Annotated in this window: 13 protein-coding genes; 10 read left to right on the plus strand and 3 right to left on the minus strand. The window is 60.1% G+C overall.

Features of this window, described 5'->3' with window-relative positions; translation table 11 throughout:
- Window positions 1–17: 17 nt before the first annotated feature.
- On the minus strand, window positions 18–656 hold the full coding sequence (locus GHO03_RS08660; RefSeq protein ID WP_095000204.1) for a LysE family translocator: 639 nt from the start codon (window positions 654–656) through the stop codon (window positions 18–20).
- A gap of 129 nt (window positions 657–785) precedes the next feature.
- Here GHO03_RS08660 and GHO03_RS08665 point away from each other — a divergent pair, with 129 nt between their 5' ends.
- Window positions 786–2,189, plus strand: a complete 1,404-nt coding sequence (locus GHO03_RS08665) for a PLP-dependent aminotransferase family protein (RefSeq protein WP_095019911.1) — start codon at window positions 786–788, stop codon at window positions 2,187–2,189.
- On the opposite strand, the gene GHO03_RS08670 is transcribed toward GHO03_RS08665, so the two are convergent.
- Both GHO03_RS08670 and GHO03_RS08675 read right to left on the minus strand, forming a co-directional pair.
- Window positions 2,176–2,811, minus strand: coding sequence for a response regulator transcription factor (locus tag GHO03_RS08670; protein ID WP_095000202.1), 636 nt, complete (start codon window positions 2,809–2,811; stop codon window positions 2,176–2,178). The genes GHO03_RS08665 and GHO03_RS08670 overlap by 14 nt on opposite strands.
- 2 nt (window positions 2,812–2,813) lie before the next feature.
- Window positions 2,814–4,619 carry a PAS domain S-box protein gene (locus tag GHO03_RS08675; RefSeq protein ID WP_095026232.1) on the minus strand — a complete coding sequence of 602 codons (1,806 nt, stop codon included), beginning with the start codon at window positions 4,617–4,619 and terminating at the stop codon, window positions 2,814–2,816.
- Window positions 4,620–4,799: 180 nt separating this feature from the next.
- Between GHO03_RS08675 and GHO03_RS08680 the strand changes: the two genes are divergently transcribed.
- From GHO03_RS08680 to bcsB, 9 genes are all read left to right on the plus strand, one after another.
- Window positions 4,800–6,422: an acyl-CoA synthetase gene (locus GHO03_RS08680; protein ID WP_095000200.1), complete on the plus strand. Its 1,623-nt coding sequence runs from the start codon at window positions 4,800–4,802 to the stop codon at window positions 6,420–6,422.
- A 139-nt stretch (window positions 6,423–6,561) separates the two neighbouring features.
- Window positions 6,562–8,334: an acyl-CoA dehydrogenase C-terminal domain-containing protein gene (locus GHO03_RS08685; RefSeq protein ID WP_095024656.1), complete on the plus strand. Its 1,773-nt coding sequence runs from the start codon at window positions 6,562–6,564 to the stop codon at window positions 8,332–8,334.
- Between the two features lie 170 nt (window positions 8,335–8,504).
- Entirely contained in the window at window positions 8,505–8,828 is a 324-nt protein-coding gene (locus GHO03_RS08690; protein ID WP_256668463.1) for a BcsE family c-di-GMP-binding protein, read from the plus strand.
- Complete coding sequence (gene bcsF / locus GHO03_RS08695; RefSeq protein ID WP_095000196.1) at window positions 8,825–9,025, plus strand: cellulose biosynthesis protein BcsF; 201 nt, start codon at window positions 8,825–8,827, stop codon at window positions 9,023–9,025. Before GHO03_RS08690 ends, bcsF begins: the two co-directional genes overlap by 4 nt.
- On the plus strand, window positions 9,012–10,658 hold the full coding sequence (gene bcsG, locus GHO03_RS08700; RefSeq protein WP_153380281.1) for a cellulose biosynthesis protein BcsG: 1,647 nt from the start codon (window positions 9,012–9,014) through the stop codon (window positions 10,656–10,658). The genes bcsF and bcsG overlap by 14 nt, the downstream gene beginning before the upstream one ends.
- Window positions 10,628–10,864 (plus strand): cellulose biosynthesis protein BcsR, encoded by a 237-nt coding sequence (bcsR, locus tag GHO03_RS08705; protein WP_153399642.1) that lies wholly within the window; start codon window positions 10,628–10,630, stop codon window positions 10,862–10,864. Before bcsG ends, bcsR begins: the two co-directional genes overlap by 31 nt.
- Window positions 10,861–11,583 (plus strand): cellulose biosynthesis protein BcsQ, encoded by a 723-nt coding sequence (bcsQ, locus tag GHO03_RS08710; RefSeq protein WP_095000193.1) that lies wholly within the window; start codon window positions 10,861–10,863, stop codon window positions 11,581–11,583. Before bcsR ends, bcsQ begins: the two co-directional genes overlap by 4 nt.
- Window positions 11,580–14,180, plus strand: coding sequence for a UDP-forming cellulose synthase catalytic subunit (bcsA, locus tag GHO03_RS08715; protein WP_153399645.1), 2,601 nt, complete (start codon window positions 11,580–11,582; stop codon window positions 14,178–14,180). Before bcsQ ends, bcsA begins: the two co-directional genes overlap by 4 nt.
- Window positions 14,177–16,504 (plus strand): cellulose biosynthesis cyclic di-GMP-binding regulatory protein BcsB, encoded by a 2,328-nt coding sequence (gene bcsB / locus GHO03_RS08720; RefSeq protein WP_153399647.1) that lies wholly within the window; start codon window positions 14,177–14,179, stop codon window positions 16,502–16,504. The genes bcsA and bcsB overlap by 4 nt, the downstream gene beginning before the upstream one ends.
- Window positions 16,505–16,506: the final 2 nt, after the last annotated feature.

Genomic DNA, 16,506 nt, shown 5'->3' on the forward strand with positions numbered 1-16,506 from the left:
ACCAGCGCCCGGCAGGTTCAGCCCTGGGTAAAGCCTCGCGCCAGCATCACTGCAACCCCCAGCAACATGCAGGCTGTAGCCCGTTGCAACAACACTTGTCGCGACGGGCTTTGCAGCACCCGGCGAATACGTTGACCGAAGTAACAATACAGGCAACCACTGGCAAACTGCAGCAGCAAAAAAGCCAGCCCCAGTACCGCCAGATCCAGCATTCGGGAATCACTGCCCTGCCCGGCGAACTGCGGGAATACGGCGCTGAACATGACGATGGTTTTCGGGTTGGAGAAACCGGTGAGCAGGCCCTTGCCAAAGCGCCCTGTAAAATCGTTGTGCAGTGTGTCGGGACTGTCCAGTTTCAACCCGGTGCTGGTCCACTGCCGGTACGCCAGGTACAGCAAGTACGTAACCCCCACATACTGGATCCCGCGACTGATTAACGGGTTGCCCTTGATCAGTTCGGCGAAGCCTACGGCAAATACAAGAATCGACACCAGATACGCTGCGCTGGCTCCCAGTTGTACCGGCATGGAACGCTTGAGCCCCTGCTGCATGCCGAACCCCATCAAGAGCAGGGTCATGGGCCCGGGGCTGAAGGTCATGGTGGCGCAAAACATCAGAAAATACAGAAATGAAGCGAGTGTCAGTTGCGTGGCCATGACGGTGGTTGAATCCAGAAATTACGGTCGCGCAGTCTAGGCAGGCCCTGCTGGCTATTGGCAGAGCAAGCACTGACAAACTTTACCGACCTTTACTGGTAGCATGACCGGTAAAGTACGAGGCCCTGCATGCACTTACCTACCGTTGCGTTTCAACCCGGCCTGTCCAAGGTCCAGCAGATTGTTGATGCCTTGAGCCAGGCCATTGATCAGGGTCTGCTCAACCCCGGCAGCAAACTGCCTTCGGCACGCGAGATGACTGCTCACTGGGGCGTCAGCAAATTCACCCTGATCGAAGCCCTGGATCGCTTGCGCGGGCAGGACAGAATCACATCCAGTCAGGGCCTGGGCTACTTTGTTGCGACGAAAACGCTGCAGAGCGGACGCGCCACTGCCCTTGACCTGCTGCCGCAAGACTTGCACAGCGTCTTGCGCCGCTCCCTGACCGGTGCCAGCGGTGCCCTGCGCCCCGGCAGCGGGCATTTACCGGAAAGCTGGCTGGAAGCCAGCGCCCTGCGTGGCAACATGCGCCAGCTCAGTCGCTCGCCAGCCCTGCGACTGACCGGTTATGGTGACCCGGCGGGCTATTTGCCGCTGCGTCAGGCCTTGCAGCAGAAACTGTTGAGCCAGGGCCTGAATGTGGGGGTCGAGCAGATCATCACCACGGCCAATACCGTGCTGGGGCTCGACATGCTGCTGCGCTTGCGCGTGCGCCCCGGCGATACCGTGCTGTTGGACATGCCCTGTTATTTCAATTTTCACGCCAACCTGGCCTTGCATGGCGTGCGCGTGATCACTGTGGAGCGCACTGCCCAAGGGCTGGACCTGCAAGCGCTGCAAACCCTGTTCAGCCAGCACCGGCCAACGCTTTACCTCACCACCGGGCTGCTGCATAACCCCACCGGGCACTCCTTCACACCCGGACAGGCCTACGGACTGCTCGAGCTGGCCAAGCGTTATGAGTGCGCCATTATCGAAGATGATCTTTATGGCGACCTGCACCCAGAACCGCCCCCTCGACTGGTGGCGCTGGCAGGCGTGGAGCAAGTGACCTACCTGAGCGGTTTTTCGAAAACCCTCAGTGCCAACCTGCGGGTGAGCTTTGTCGTGGCCTCTGCGCAGATGGCCGCCGAGCTGACCCAGATGAAACTGATGTGCGGCGGGATTACTTCGGAAATGCTTGAGCAACTGGTGTGCTCGATGCTCAATGACGGCACTTATCACAAACACCGCAAGCGCGTGGTGCAAGGCCTGCAGGCCAGTGGTGCAAGGGTTTCGGGCTGGTTGCAGGGCCTGGGCTTCAGGTTGAGCGCGCCCTACGCCGGCGGCATGTTTATCTGGGCCACATTGCCTGCCGGGCTGGATGGCGAAACCCTCGCCCAGCAGGCGCTTGCCCGTGGCCTGGTGCTCGCGCCCGGGATCCTGTTCGGTTTTGATCCGCAACTGCGCCGCTGCATGCGCTTCAACGTCGCCCACACCGACACGCCTGCCGTCATGGCTGGCGTCGAGGCATTACTGGCTAACCCAACCTGAGCGGATCAACCAGCCCGGCAGCAATGGCCATGCCCACCAGATCGGGTAAATGCCGGGCCTGCATGCGCTTCATCACCCGGGAGCGATACAGGTCGATAGTCTTGGCACTCACCCCCAGCAGCGCGGCAATTTCACGGGTGGTGCAGCCCTTGACCAAAGGCATGAATACATCTTGCTCACGCGGTGTCAGGCTTTGCAGACGGGCCTCAAGTTCGGTCTGTTCCTGGCTGGCGCTTTGCTGCGCGGTATCGCCACTCAGGGCCTGCTGTACGCTGTCGAGCAACAACTGCTGGTTATAGGGCTTCTCGATAAAATCATGGGCACCGGCCTTGAAAGCCCGTACCACAATGGGCACATCGGCATGCCCGCTGACAAAGATCACCGGCATCCTGATCCCTCGTTCACGCAATGCCTGCTGAACATTCAGGCCGCCCATGGCCGGCATGCGGATATCCAGTACCACACAGGCACACAGGGTCGGGTCGCAAGCGTCAAGAAAGGCCTGCCCGCTTGTAAACGCCAGCGCATTGAGGCCCACGGACTCGAGCAACCAGACCGTCGAGTCGAGCATGCCTTGATCGTCATCCACCACATACACCACAGGCCGGGTTTGGGTTGTCATCGTTACTCTCTTGTCGTGTTGAGTGAAGCCATCAATGGCAGGCAGCAGCACATCAGCAAGCCGCTGGTTTGTGGTCGGGCATTGAGTTCACCGCCAAAGCCTTCGACGATGCTGCGGCTCATCGACAAACCCAGCCCGAGACCTTCTGCCTTGCTGGTGTAAAACGGTGTGAACAACTGCTCAAGCTCCCCGGCGCTTACCCCCGGCCCCTGATCCTGCACGCTGATTTGCAGGGTGGCGCCATCAAGGGTTTGAGCCTGCAGGATGATCCGCGAAAGCTGACCCGGTAATTGCTCGTTGTTTGCATCTATGGCATTGCGCAACAGGTTGAGCAGCACCTGCTCCAGCAACACCCGGTCGGCGTATACCCATGGCAGGGACTCCGGCAACTGCAGCTCGATAGTGACATTTCGTTCCCCGGCCTCCCAGGCACACAGGCTGACGGCCTGGCGCGCCACCTCACTGATATCCAGCGCTTGCAGGTTACGCCGGCCCTTGCGCAAAAAACCGCGCAGGCGCTTGATCACTTGCGCGGCGTGATTGGCATGCAGGTTGATCCGCTCCAGTCCCTGGGCCACACGCTCGACTGCGGCAGGATTACTGTCCAGGCTTTGCAGGTAACGTTGGCTGGCATTGGCGTAATTGACCACTGCCGCCAGCGGTTGATTGATTTCGTGGGCAATCCCCGATGCCAGTTCGCCCAGTGTGACCAGGCGCGCGGTATGGGCCATTTCATCCTGATGATGGCGCTGCTGGGCTTCGCGCAGTTCACGCTCGCGCATATCCCGTGCCACCAGCGAGAAAAACCGCTCTCCGGCAGTCGAGCGATGAGCCAGCAGCAGTAACGACACCGGCACCGAAGGCTCGCCATTCAAGGGCAACAAACGGGTCTCGTGACTCCACAAACCCTGCGCCTCTGCACTGTGCCAGCCGTTGCTCTCCAGGGTAGCCAAGACTTGCGCGGTCAAAAAATCAGCCAATGCGGGCATGCCTTCTGCAGGCAGCAGACCCAGCAGACGCCGTGCCGCCGGGTTGAGGTACGACACCCCGCCAGCCGGGTCGATAAACAGCACCGGATCAGGGTTGGCTTCCACCACTTCAGCCAGACGCCGCTTGTTCTCTTCAGCCTGGACGCGGGCCGTGATATCCCGCGACACACTGACCACTTCGACGACCGCCCCGGTGTAGGTTTCACGAATTGCCCGGCTGGCTGTTTCAAACCACAGGTAATGCCCTGCCTGATGGCGAATGCGGTAGGTCATGGTGTGATAGCCGTCGAGTTGCAGGGCATCACGGGCCTGACGCAGCGCCAGCTTCAGGTCGTGAGCATGAAACAGGCGCTGGGCCAGGGTCCCGCGCAGCGTTTCGGGCCAGTAGCCAAGCAGGGTCCAGGACGCCGGCGAGGCATCCAGAAAACGCCCGTCAGGCGTATGGCGCGAGATAAGGTCCGTGGTGTTTTCGGTAATCAGCCGGTACAGGCGTCGGGCTTTGGCCGCCTCTCGCCCGGCCAGCAGTTCTGTACTCGCTTCACGCCCGCGGGCCAGCACACACTGGCTGTCGGGGTCGGGAATAAGCGTCCAGAGCCAGACCTGCTGAGCACTTTGCGCCTCTACCTGCTCGATGGCTCTGCCCTGCTTGAGGCAGGCGCGTACCAGCTCCGGCAGATTGCCCGGCAACAGAGCGCGCGCCTGGCTCAACGCCTTGCCCGCCAGCAGGCGGATCAGTGCGTCGTTGGCTGCCAGCGCCAAGCCGTCTCTATCAAGCACTACAGAGGGTTGAGGGTCATGGGGAAGCAGCGCGATCGGCATTGGGCATCCAGGACTTGAGCGAATTTTTCTTTATATAGTACAACTACTATATTGCTTAGGTATTACTTCCATATCAAACCCGGAGTGAGCTATAAGTCAGACCGGACATAAAACTGACCCGCTCGCCATCGGCAGAGCAGGCAGCCATAGAGCTAACAATCAGCCACCGGAATGACCTTCATGTCGATTTTTGAGCACGGCCTTGAGCCGACTGCCGTAAACCATATTGCCCTGTCTCCGCTGAGTTTTATCGAACGTACAGCCAGCGTCTACCCCGATTACCCTGCCGTGATTCACGGCGCCATCCGCCGCACCTGGGCGCAGACCTACAGTCGTTGCCGCCGCCTGGCTTGTGCCCTGGCCGGGCGCGGGATTGGCCAGGGCGATACGGTAGCGGTGATGCTGCCCAATATCCCGGCGATGCTTGAAGCGCACTTTGCCGTGCCCATGATCGGCGCGGTGCTCAATGCCCTCAATGTTCGCCTCGATGCTGAAGCCATTGCCTTTATGCTCGCCCACGGCGAAGCCAAGGTGCTGATTGCCGATCGCGAGTTCCATGACGTAGTGCATGCGGCCGTGGCCATGCTCGATCACCCGCCGCTGATCATTGATGTGGATGACCCCGAATACGGTGAAGGCCAGCCGGTCAGCCAGTTGGACTATGAAGCGCTGCTGGCCGAAGGCGATCCCGAGTTTGATTGGCAATGGCCCGCAGATGAATGGCAGGCCATTGCCCTCAATTACACCTCCGGCACCACCGGCAACCCCAAGGGCGTGGTGTATCACCATCGCGGTGCTTACCTCAATTCCCTGGGCAACCAGATGGTCTGGGCCATCGGCAATCACCCGGTGTATTTGTGGACCTTGCCGATGTTCCACTGTAACGGCTGGTGCTACCCATGGATCATCACCGCGCTGGCTGGCGTGCATGTGTTCCTGCGCCGGGTTGACCCGCAAAAGATCCTCACGTTGATTCGCGAGCATCAGGTCACCCATCTGTGTGGTGCACCGATTGTGCTCAACGCCCTGGTCAATATGCCCGAGTCCGCCAAGGCTGCCATCGACCACCCGGTGCATGCGATGGTCGCAGGTGCTGCGCCACCGGCCAAGGTGATTGGTGCCGTGGAAGAAATGGGCATCAAGGTCACCCACGTCTATGGCCTGACCGAGGTGTATGGTCCGGTGACGATTTGTGCCTGGCATGAAAAGTGGGATGCGCAGCCTCTGGCCGAACGCGCGCAGATCAAGTCCCGCCAGGGCGTGCGCTACCCGACGCTGGAAGGCGTGATGGTGGCCGACCCGAAAACCCTGGTACCGACGCCCCGTGACGGCGAGACCATGGGCGAGATTTTCATGCGCGGCAATACGGTAATGAAGGGCTATCTGAAGAATCCCAGCGCCACGGCCGAAGCCTTCGAAGGCGGCTGGTTCCACACCGGTGACCTTGCCGTGTGCCACCCGGACGGCTACGTCGAAATTCGCGACCGGCTCAAGGACATTATCATTTCCGGTGGCGAGAACATTTCCACCATCGAGGTCGAGGGTGTGCTCTACCGACACCCGGGCGTCATGGAGGCGGCCGTGGTGGCGCGGCCCTGTGAAAAGTGGGGTGAAACGCCTTGCGCCTTTATCACTCTCAAGGCCGATCATCAGCAGGTGCGCGAGGCCGAGATCATTGCCTTTTGCCGCGATCACCTGGCCGGGTTCAAAGTGCCGCGTACGGTGGTGTTCACCCTGCTGCCCAAGACCTCCACGGGCAAGATCCAGAAGTTCGTGCTGCGTGATATGGCCAAAGCACTGTAACTGCCCCCTATAGACCCACTGTGGGAGCGAGCTTGCTCGCGAAGGTGTCGCCTCGGTTACCCAGACAGGCCGCGGCGCCCAAATCGCGAGCAAGCCCGCTCCCACAGAATGCCTTCAGCTGCAAAAAACGAGGTTTTTCATGCCTGAATTCAACGCCCCCCTGCGCGATATGCGCTTTGTCCTGCACGAAGTCTTCGAAGCCCCCGCACTCTGGGCCAGGCTGCCAGCCCTGGCCGACCACGTCGACGCCGATACCGCCGACGCCATACTTGAGGAAGCCGCCAAGGTCACCGGCCAACTGATCGCCCCGCTCAACCGCAGTGGCGACGAAGAAGGCGCACACTGGCTGGCGGGCCAGGTCACCACACCTGAAGGCTTCAAGTCAGCCTACAACACCTACATCGAAGGCGGCTGGGTAGGCCTGTCGGGCAATCCTGAATTTGGCGGCCTGGGCATGCCGAAAATGCTCGCCGTGCAATTTGAAGAAATGCTCTACGGCGCAAACTCCAGTTTTGCCCTTTATTCGGCGCTAACCAGCGGTGCTTGCCTTGCCATCGATGCCCACGCCAGCGAACCCCTCAAAAGCCGTTACCTGCCACCGATGTACGAAGGCCGCTGGGCCGGTTCCATGTGCCTGACCGAGGCCCATTCCGGCACCGATCTGGGGATTATCCGCACCCGCGCCGAACCGCAGTCTGACGGCAGTTTCAGCCTCAGCGGCAGCAAGATATTCATCACCGGCGGCGATCAGGACCTGACCGCAAACATCATCCATCTGGTGCTGGCCAAGCTGCCGGATGCGCCAGCAGGGCCCAGGGGCATTTCGTTGTTTCTGGTTCCCAAGGTGCTGGTAAATGACGATGGTTCACTCGGACAAGGCAATGCGGTGAGCTGCGGCTCCATCGAGCACAAGATGGGGATCAAGGCTTCGGCAACCTGCGTGATCAACTTTGACGGCGCACAGGGATGGTTGATCGGTGAAGCCAACAAGGGCCTGGCCGCGATGTTTACCATGATGAACTACGAGCGTCTGTCGATCGGCATCCAGGGCATTGGCTGCGCCGAGGCCTCCTACCAGAATGCCCGCACCTATGCCCGCGAGCGCCTGCAAAGTCGTGCCCCGACCGGAGCCGTGGCACCGGAGAAGATTGCCGACCCGATTATCGTCCACCCCGATGTGCGACGCATGTTGCTTAGCATGAAGGCCATGACCGAAGGTGGACGGGCATTTGCCAGCTATGTGGGCCAACAACTGGATCTGGCCAAGTTCTCTACCGAGCCGCAGGAGCAGCAGCAAGCCACTGCGCTGGTAGCCTTGCTGACCCCAGTGGCCAAGGCCTTCTTTACCGATACCGGTTTCGACAGTTGCGTGCTGGGCCAGCAAGTCTTTGGTGGTCATGGCTATATCCGCGAATGGGGCCAGGAACAGCTGGTTCGCGATGTGCGCATTGCGCAGATTTATGAAGGCACCAACGGCATTCAGGCGCTGGATTTGCTGGGCCGAAAAGTGATCGCCAATGGCGGTGCAAGCCTGCGCCTGTTTACCGCACACATCCGTGACTTCGCGACCCGGCCCGGCAAGCCTTATGCCAGCGAACTGCTGGACGCAGTGCAGCGTCTTGAGGACGTCAGTGACTGGCTGCAGGCACGGGCCAGGGCCAACCCCAATGAAACAGGCGCCGCCTGTGTCGAATATCTGCACCTGTTCGGTTATGTGGCGTATGCCTGGCTATGGGCACGCATGGCCGATGTGGCGCAGCGCTCGCGGAGTACCGACCCCGGGTTTTATGACACCAAGCTGGCGACCGCACAGTTCTATTTCTCCCGCTTGTTGCCTCGCACACTGAGCCTGGAGCACGGAATACGGGCTGGCAGCGAATCACTGTTCGAGATCGATGCCGCACATTTTTAAACGCCCGCCAATAAAAACGGCGGCCTGTTCAGGGCCGCCGCAGGCTGTTGCGCACTTGAACCGGGCCTAAACGCTCAGTTCGTCCAGCAACAACACTTCGCGATGCGCCAATAGATCGCCCACGGCCTGGGCCATCGCCTGGTAGTGCGGGGTGGTTTTATGATGCTCAGATGTGCCTGCGTCGATTCGGCGACTTTGCCTGCCTGCTGGATGGCGAGCTTTACCTCTTTCTGTTTGCCTGCCGCGCTGACGGACTGGAACCGGCACTGGGCAATGTTTGCCGCCTGCCCTGGCGCGACATGTTCAGCCAGCGCCGCATGCTCAGCGGGTTGTCCGATCTGCCGGCTGACGCCTTTATTAAAGCTGGCGCCGTGCCTGCACACTTGCATATCCCCGTCGAGACCCATGCGACGCAAGCGGTATCTGCTACGGGTGAACGTGCGCCGTTAAATCCGCAAAGATTCACCCTGCCTATCAGTGAGCCACAGTCATGACGTTCCTTGAGCTAATCGATGTCATTGCATTGACCTGTGTGGTGACCGTACTGCTGACGCTGTTCTGGCAACGCATGCGGATGTACTTGAAAAGTCATTTCGAGCAGTACCTCTCTCCCCGCTATTTGAAATCGTGCGGCGTTCGCCGTCGCATGCCAGCCAGCCCTGCTCAGAGAACGCCTGATGAGTCTGTTTAAGTCTGACGCACCGGCGCACAAAATTGCCGGATCCTGGAGCGGCCTGGGCGCCTGGAACCTGTATTTCCTGGCCAAGTTCCTGCTGGCCTGGACGGGGCATCTGAACATCCAGATTTTGCCCAACCTGATATTTGCTGCCGTTTTGCTGATTCCGATCGCCAACCCGGCGCTACGCCGTTTGCGCACCCTGATTGCCATTCCGGTGGCCGTGGCCCTTCTGTACCAGGACACCTGGTTCCCGCCCTTCAGCCGCCTGCTGGCACAACCCGGGGTGTTGAACTTTTCGTTCGACTATATCGTCGAGCTGCTGGGGCGTTTTATCGACTGGCAAGTGTGCGCCCTGTTGCTGTTGCTGTTTGTCGGCTACCTGTTCCTGAACCAGTGGCTGCGCCTGACCACCCTCACCCTGCTGGGCTTTGCCTGGTTGGGCATGGGCAATCTGCAGTGGTTGTTGCCACCTTCCGTGCAACCGCAAATGGCCGGCGCACAGACTGCCACGGGCGCGCCGACCGTCAGCGCAGGCGAGCCCGACGACGCGACGCTCAATGGCTACCTGGAGAAGTTCTATCTCAACGAATCCACGCGCAAGGTCGAGTTCAAGGAACCGGCAGTCAAGCCGCCCCCGTTCGATCTGCTGGTGATCAATATTTGTTCCATGGCCTGGGACGACCTGGATGCCGTGGGCTTGCGTGACAACCCGTTGTTCAGCCAGATGGACGTGATATTCGACAACTTCAACTCGGCCACCGCCTACAGCGGCCCCGCAGCCATTCGCTTGCTGCGCGCCAGTTGCGGCCAGACCTCCCATGCGCAGTTGTACAAACAACCGGCGGATCAGTGCCTGTTGTTCGATGACTTGCGCAAGCTGGGCTTTTCCAATGAGCTGATGCTTAACCACACCGGTGAATTCGACGGTTTCCTGCAGGAAGTGCGTGAACAGGGCCAGTTGCCTCCTCCGGCTCTGGGTGTTGTACCCGCAGGCCTGCCGCGTACCTATGTCGGTTTTGATGGCTCGCCGATCTGGCGCGACCGTGATGTGCTGAGCAAGTGGTGGCAGCACCGCATGACTGAAGACTCACCCAATATGGCGCTGTTCTACAACACCACCAGCCTGCACGACGGTAACCGCCAGGTGCAGTCCGATGGCGGCACCCAGGCCGCTGACTACCGCAGCCGGGCGCAGATCCTTCTCGACGATCTTAATGCCTTCCTTAAAGAGCTGGAAAAAAGTGGCCGTCGCGTCGTGGTAGCCATCGTCCCTGAGCATGGCGCAGCGCTGCACGGTGACCGCATGCAGATAGCCGGCATGCGCGAAATCCCCAGTGACTCCATCACCCATGTACCGGTGGGTATCAGGCTGATCAATATGGGCGACAACGCGCAAACCCAGCCTATCCACGTCAGTGAACCCAGCAGCTACCTGGCCGTGGCAGAAATCATAGCTCGCCTGTACGCCGATCCGGCGCTGAGCAATGGCCAGACCGTGGACTGGTCCAGGCTGCTCACCGATCTGCCGAAAACCGCGAAAGTATCGGAAAACTCAGGGACCGTAGTACTCGACTACAACGGCAAACCTTATGTGCGAATCAAGGAGAACGGCGGATGGCTGCCTTACCCACAGCGGTTCAAATAAGCGCCGATATCCTTTCGCGCAAAGAACGGGCCGATGATATTGCCCGGCTTAAATCCATGATGGAGCTGCATGCCCTGGAATATGTCGATGTGTCGGCATACATGGAGCTGTTGCAGGCCTTTGAGCGCTGGCCGTTGCTGGCCTATCTAGAGGCGCAGTACAAGCAGCCCCCGTTGCTGGCCAAGGACACGGAGCAAACCCCATGATCAGCATGAGTTTGCGTGGCGTGCGGGGTGGCGTGGGCACCAGCTCAACCCTGGCGGCCCTTGGCCATGCGCTGCATGAGCTGGGGCAGAAAGTGCTGCTGGTGGACATGTGCCCGGAGAACTCCCTGGGCCTGCACTTCAATATGGACCTTGCCCCCCGTGAAGGCTGGGCGCGGGCGACCCTTGACCGGCAACCCTGGCACGAACACGCCTGGGTGGTAGAGCCAGGCCTGTGCGTGCTGCCCTATGGCCAATTGAAGCCGAGCGAGCTTTTTGCCCTCGATGCCCTGCTGATTGAACAGCCAAAGCTCTGGAGCCAGCGCCAGGCTGCGCTGGCGAACGCGTTTGACTGGATACTCTTCGACCTGCCGCAACGCTTGCCTGGGCATATGACCAACCCGCACTGCGCACTCTCGATGATGGTTACCAACGCCGATGCTGCCTGCCATGTGCTGTTGCAACCGCAGCTGACGCAGACCCCGCTGTTTCTGGTCAATCGCTTCGATGCCGCCAGCCAGTTGCAGCGCGATCTGCTGCTGATCTGGCAACAGCGTTATGCCCATGCACTGGTGCCAGTCAACCTGCATGCCGATGAAGCCATGGCCGAGGCCCTGGCCAGAAGCGAGCCTGCCGGGCGCTATGCGCCCTCCAGCCTGATTGCCCTGGACATTATCAGCCTGGCCAGTTGGTGCCTGCTGCGCGGCAGGAGGCTTGAATGATCAGGCGTTGGTTCCCCTATACACGATTGCGGCGGGAGCAGAACTGCACCCGTTTTACCGCCTTCACCCTGGCGCTGATTCAAGCGCTGGGCTGGATCTTCCTGCGCCTTGAATCACCCCGCTGGCAAGCCTTGCGCGAACAGCACCGGCGCCTGTATCCGCACCTGGCGGACAAGCCCTCGACCATCGGTGACCCGCTACGCTACACGGTGCAAACCCTGTGGCTACTGCTGGTGCGAACGCCCAACCAGGACCAGATCGGCCGGCAACGCTTCCGCCAGCGCACGGCCAGCTTTTTCTCGGCCTTGCTGATGATCGTGCAACGGCCATGGAACCTGCTGTCCAATGCCTTTGCCCGCTTGCCCACCACCCTCAGCCCGCAAGTCACCAAAGGCTCGCACTGGTGGGACAACATTCAATGGCCGCTGCGCAAGGGCCTGTATATCGCCATGGGCGTACTGGCCCTGGCGTTGATTGTGCTGTGCATTACCGAACCGTTCGGTTTCCTTGCGCAACTGGTGTTTGTCGTCTTGCTGTGGATGCTGGCCATGCTGGTCCGGCGCATGCCGGGGCGCTTCCCTACATTATTGCTGATCGTGCTCTCGGTCATCGTGTCGTGCCGTTATCTGTGGTGGCGCTATACCTCGACCCTGAACTGGAACGACACCTTCGATCTGGTCTGCGGCCTGACCTTGCTGGTGGCCGAAACCTATACCTGGCTGATCCTGTTGCTGGGTTATGTGCAAACCTCATGGCCGCTCAATCGCAAACCGGCACAGCTGCCGGCAGACACCGATCAGTGGCCGGTAGTGGATCTGCTGATTCCCACCTACAACGAAGAATTGTCGGTTACCCGTGGCACGGTGTATGCGGCGCTGGGTATCGACTGGCCGAAAGACAAGCTGCGCATCCATTTGCTCGATGACGGTAACCGCCCAAGTTTCAAGACCTTCGCCGAGGAAGTGGGTATCAACTACATCGCCCGCACCGACAACCGTCACGCCAAGGCGGGTAACCTCAACCATGCCCTGAAATTGCTCGACGGCGATCTGGTGGCGATTTTCGACTGCGACCACATGCCTGCCCGCTCCTTCCTGCAATTGACGGTTGGCTGGTTTCTGCGCGATCCGAAACTGGCGCTGGTGCAAACCCCGCACCACTTCCTCTCGCCGGATCCGTTCGAGCGCAACCTGGGTACTTTCCGTAACCGCCCCAACGAATGCGAGCTGTTCTACGGACTGATCCAGGACGGCAACGACATGTGGAACGCCGCGTTCTTCTGCGGCTCCTGCGCCATACTGCGGCGTACCGCAATTGACTCCATCGGCGGTTTTGCTGTCGAAACCGTGACCGAAGATGCCCATACCGCCTTGCGTCTGCACCGCAATGGCTGGACCTCGGCCTATCTGCGTATTCCGCAGGCGGCGGGGCTGGCGACCGAGAGCCTGTCGGCGCATATCGGCCAGCGCATCCGTTGGGCGCGGGGCATGGTGCAGATTTTCCGCACTGACAACCCGCTGTTGGGCAAGGGCCTGACGATCTTCCAGCGCATCTGCTACACCAACGCCATGATGCACTTTCTGGTGGGACTGCCGCGGCTGGTGTTCCTCACTGCGCCCCTGGCATTCCTGTTCTTCCACGCTTACATCATCTACGCCCCGGCGGCGATGATCCTGTTGTATGTGCTGCCGCACATGATCCACGCCAGCCTGACCAACTCGCGGATGCAAGGCGCCTACCGCCAGACATTCTGGGGCGAGGTGTATGAAACCGTGCTGGCCTGGTACATCGCACGGCCGACCACGGTGGCCTTGTTCAGCCCGTCACGGGGCAAATTCAACGTCACGGCCAAGGGCGGCATGATGGAGGAAAACCAGTTCGACTGGCAGACCGCCAAGCCCTATCTGATTTTGTCGGTGTTGAACATCCTCGGCCTGGGCTTTGCCGTCTGGCGCCTGTTCTATGGCCCCAGGGATGAAATCTTCACCGTGATCGTCAGCGTCCTGTGGGTGATCTACAACCTGCTGATCATCGGGGCTGCGGTTGCAGTTGCCGCGGAAGTACGCCAGGTGCGCAACACCCACCGGGTACTCGCGCGCTTGCCGGGGGCGGTGAAACTGGCTGACGGGCACAGCTACCCTTGTGAGCTGGTGGACTACTCCGACGGTGGCGTCGGCCTGCAACTGAGCCAGGCTCTGCAATTGCCCGTCGGCACGCCGGTTTCACTGATTCTGCAACGCGGCAACCGCGAGTTTGTATTCACCGGCACCCTGACCCGTTCCAGCGAACGTTTTATTGGTCTCAGCTTTGCCCGGTTACCGGCCGAAGAAAAAATTGCCTTCGTGCAATGCACCTTTGGCCGCGCCGATGCCTGGCTTGATCACAACAGCGGTTTTGAAGCCGACAAGCCGATCCAGAGTCTCAAGGAGATCCTGGCCCTGGGCATCAAGGGTTATTACCGCCTGTATGAATACCTGCCGGCGTGGGTCCGCGTGTTGGCAAAACCTTTCCTGCACATCTTTCAGTGGCTGGGCAGCTTTTTGCCGCGCATGCCCACCTCCACCCCTCTTATTTCCCGGCCAGTGAGCAGATCATGAGTCGTATAACCAAAAAAACCATTTTCGCCAGCCTAGCGCTGATGACCTTCGCCTCACAGCTGATGTCGGCCCCCCTGCCTTTGCCGGGGAGCTCACCAGTGGCCGAAACGCTGCCAAAACCTGCATTTGCACAAACCGATCAGGTACTGCCAAGCTGGCCGGTGACCTATACCTTTGAGCAACTGGGGCGCCCCGGTGACTCCCTGCTGCTGGGTATCAACAGCGCCGACCAGGTGGAATTCGGCATGCGCCGGGACCGCATTGCCAGCGACGCCAGCCTGCAGCTGGAATACACGCCCTCGCCTTCGCTGATCCCGACGGTTTCCCATATCCGGGTTTACCTCAACGATGTGCTGATGGGCGTGCTGCCGATCGAGAAGGACCAGTTGGGGCGTAAAACCACGCAAAAGATGGCCCTTGATCCGCGACTGATTTCGGACTTCAACCGCGTACGCCTGGAGTTTGTCGGCCATTACACCGAATTCTGCGAAGACCCGGCCAACAGCACCCTGTGGGTCAATATCAGCCGTGGCAGCAGCATTACCCTGCAGGAACAGGCGCTGAGCCTGCAAAACGATCTGGCGTTTTTCCCGCTGCCGTTTTTCGACCCGCGCAACAGCGGCAAACTCGAACTGCCGTTTGTCTTCGCGGCCAACCCGACCCTGGGCGAACAGAAAGCCGCCGCGATTCTGGCTTCCTACTTCGGTAGCCAGTCCAACTGGCGCGGGGCCAATTTCCCGGTCGTGTTCGATACCCTGCCAGGCGTGCAAGACAAGGATGCCGTCCAGCCCACCGTGGTGTTTGCCACCAACGATCACCGCCCTGCATTTATGAGCGATCTGGAGAAATTCCCGGCCGTGACCGCGCCTGTGGTCGAAATGATCAACCACCCTGATGCGCCTTACAGCAAAATCCTGCTGGTCATGGGTCGCAACGAAGAAGACCTGGCTACAGCCGCCAAGGCCCTGGCCCTGGGCGGCAACCTGATGCGCGGTTCCCGTGTGACCATCGACAAGGTCCAGGAACTGCAACCGCGCAAACCCTACGATGCTCCGGCGTGGATGCGTACCGACCGCCCTGTGCGTTTTGCCGAACTGGTCAGTTACCCGCAACAACTGCAAGTCAGCGGGCTGGTGCCACGCGCCATCACCCTGGACGTCAACCTGCCGCCTGACCTGTTTGTCTGGCGCAACCAGGGTATCCCGCTGCGCACCCAGTACCGCTACACCGCGCCGTCGGCCAATGATGATTCGCGCTTGAATATCAGCCTCAATGACCAGTTCCTCACCAGCCTGCCATTGCTGCGCAAAGACACCAGCAACCTCGAAGAACTGCGCCTGTCGGTGCTGTCCAACGACTCAGCCAACGTCAATGACAAACTGATCGTGCCTTCGCTGAAAATTGGCGACCGTAACCGTCTGCGTTTCGACTTCAACTTTGCCAGCACCATGGGCAGTTCACAGAAAGATCGCTGCCAGACCATCCTGCCGGCCAACACCCAGGCAATTATCGATGAGGACTCCACCATCGATATGTCCGGCTACTACCACTACATCAGCATGCCGGACCTCAAAGCCTTTGCCCGCAGTGGTTTCCCGTTCAGCCGCATGGCCGACATGTCCGAATCCATCGTTGTCGTACCCAAAGACACCACACCGACACAAATCAGCACCCTGCTTGAAACCGTGGCCAGCATTTCTGCGCGTTCCGGCTACCCGGCGTTCGGCTTGCGCCTGACCGATGACTGGCAATCCGCCTCCAAGGAAGATGCCGACCTGCTGGTACTGGGACAAATGGCACCAGACCTGCGCGATAACCCGGACTTGAGCGTATTGCTGCAACGCCAGCGTGACATGCTGGTACAGCCACATGGCACCACCGGTATTGATGCCAACATTCGTCGCACGCCGTCGACCGACGCACGCAACGTGCCAGCCAACAAGGTGGAAGTCACAGCGCAGGCCCCGATTGCAGCTATCCTGGGCATGCAGTCCCCGACCCATAACCAGCGCAGTGTCGTGGCAATGTTGGCCAATGACGATGCAGACTACAACTTGTTGCGCGAAGTCCTCGGTGACAGCGGCAAGCTGGACGCAGTAGCGGGCTCCGCGGCACTGATCCGCAGCAGCGGTGTTTACAGCCAACTGGTGGGTGACCAGTACTTTGTTGGCAACCTGCCATGGTACATGTTGCTGTGGTACCAGCTCTCCGAGCACCCGGTGCTACTGACCGTGCTGGCCGTGATCAGCGTTCTGCTCAGCGCCTTCCTGCTGTGGCGTGCCTTGAGCTGGGCGGCCAACCGTCGCCTGAACAAGCATGACTAACG

This window comes from Pseudomonas sp. FSL R10-1339, from assembly GCF_009600545.1.
In the GTDB taxonomy this organism is placed as follows: Bacteria; Pseudomonadota; Gammaproteobacteria; order Pseudomonadales; family Pseudomonadaceae; genus Aquipseudomonas; species Aquipseudomonas bubulae.

Coding starts and splice junctions, on each gene's coding strand:
- GHO03_RS08660 (WP_095000204.1), bottom strand. CDS start 656: ATGGCCACGCAACTGACACTCGCTTCATTTCTGTATTTTCTGATGTTT.
- GHO03_RS08665 (WP_095019911.1), top strand. CDS start 786: ATGCACTTACCTACCGTTGCGTTTCAACCCGGCCTGTCCAAGGTCCAG.
- GHO03_RS08670 (WP_095000202.1), bottom strand. CDS start 2,811: ATGACAACCCAAACCCGGCCTGTGGTGTATGTGGTGGATGACGATCAA.
- GHO03_RS08675 (WP_095026232.1), bottom strand. CDS start 4,619: ATGCCGATCGCGCTGCTTCCCCATGACCCTCAACCCTCTGTAGTGCTT.
- GHO03_RS08680 (WP_095000200.1), top strand. CDS start 4,800: ATGTCGATTTTTGAGCACGGCCTTGAGCCGACTGCCGTAAACCATATT.
- GHO03_RS08685 (WP_095024656.1), top strand. CDS start 6,562: ATGCCTGAATTCAACGCCCCCCTGCGCGATATGCGCTTTGTCCTGCAC.
- GHO03_RS08690 (WP_256668463.1), top strand. CDS start 8,505: ATGTGCCTGCGTCGATTCGGCGACTTTGCCTGCCTGCTGGATGGCGAG.
- bcsF (WP_095000196.1), top strand. CDS start 8,825: ATGACGTTCCTTGAGCTAATCGATGTCATTGCATTGACCTGTGTGGTG.
- bcsG (WP_153380281.1), top strand. CDS start 9,012: ATGAGTCTGTTTAAGTCTGACGCACCGGCGCACAAAATTGCCGGATCC.
- bcsR (WP_153399642.1), top strand. CDS start 10,628: ATGGCTGCCTTACCCACAGCGGTTCAAATAAGCGCCGATATCCTTTCG.
- bcsQ (WP_095000193.1), top strand. CDS start 10,861: ATGATCAGCATGAGTTTGCGTGGCGTGCGGGGTGGCGTGGGCACCAGC.
- bcsA (WP_153399645.1), top strand. CDS start 11,580: ATGATCAGGCGTTGGTTCCCCTATACACGATTGCGGCGGGAGCAGAAC.
- bcsB (WP_153399647.1), top strand. CDS start 14,177: ATGAGTCGTATAACCAAAAAAACCATTTTCGCCAGCCTAGCGCTGATG.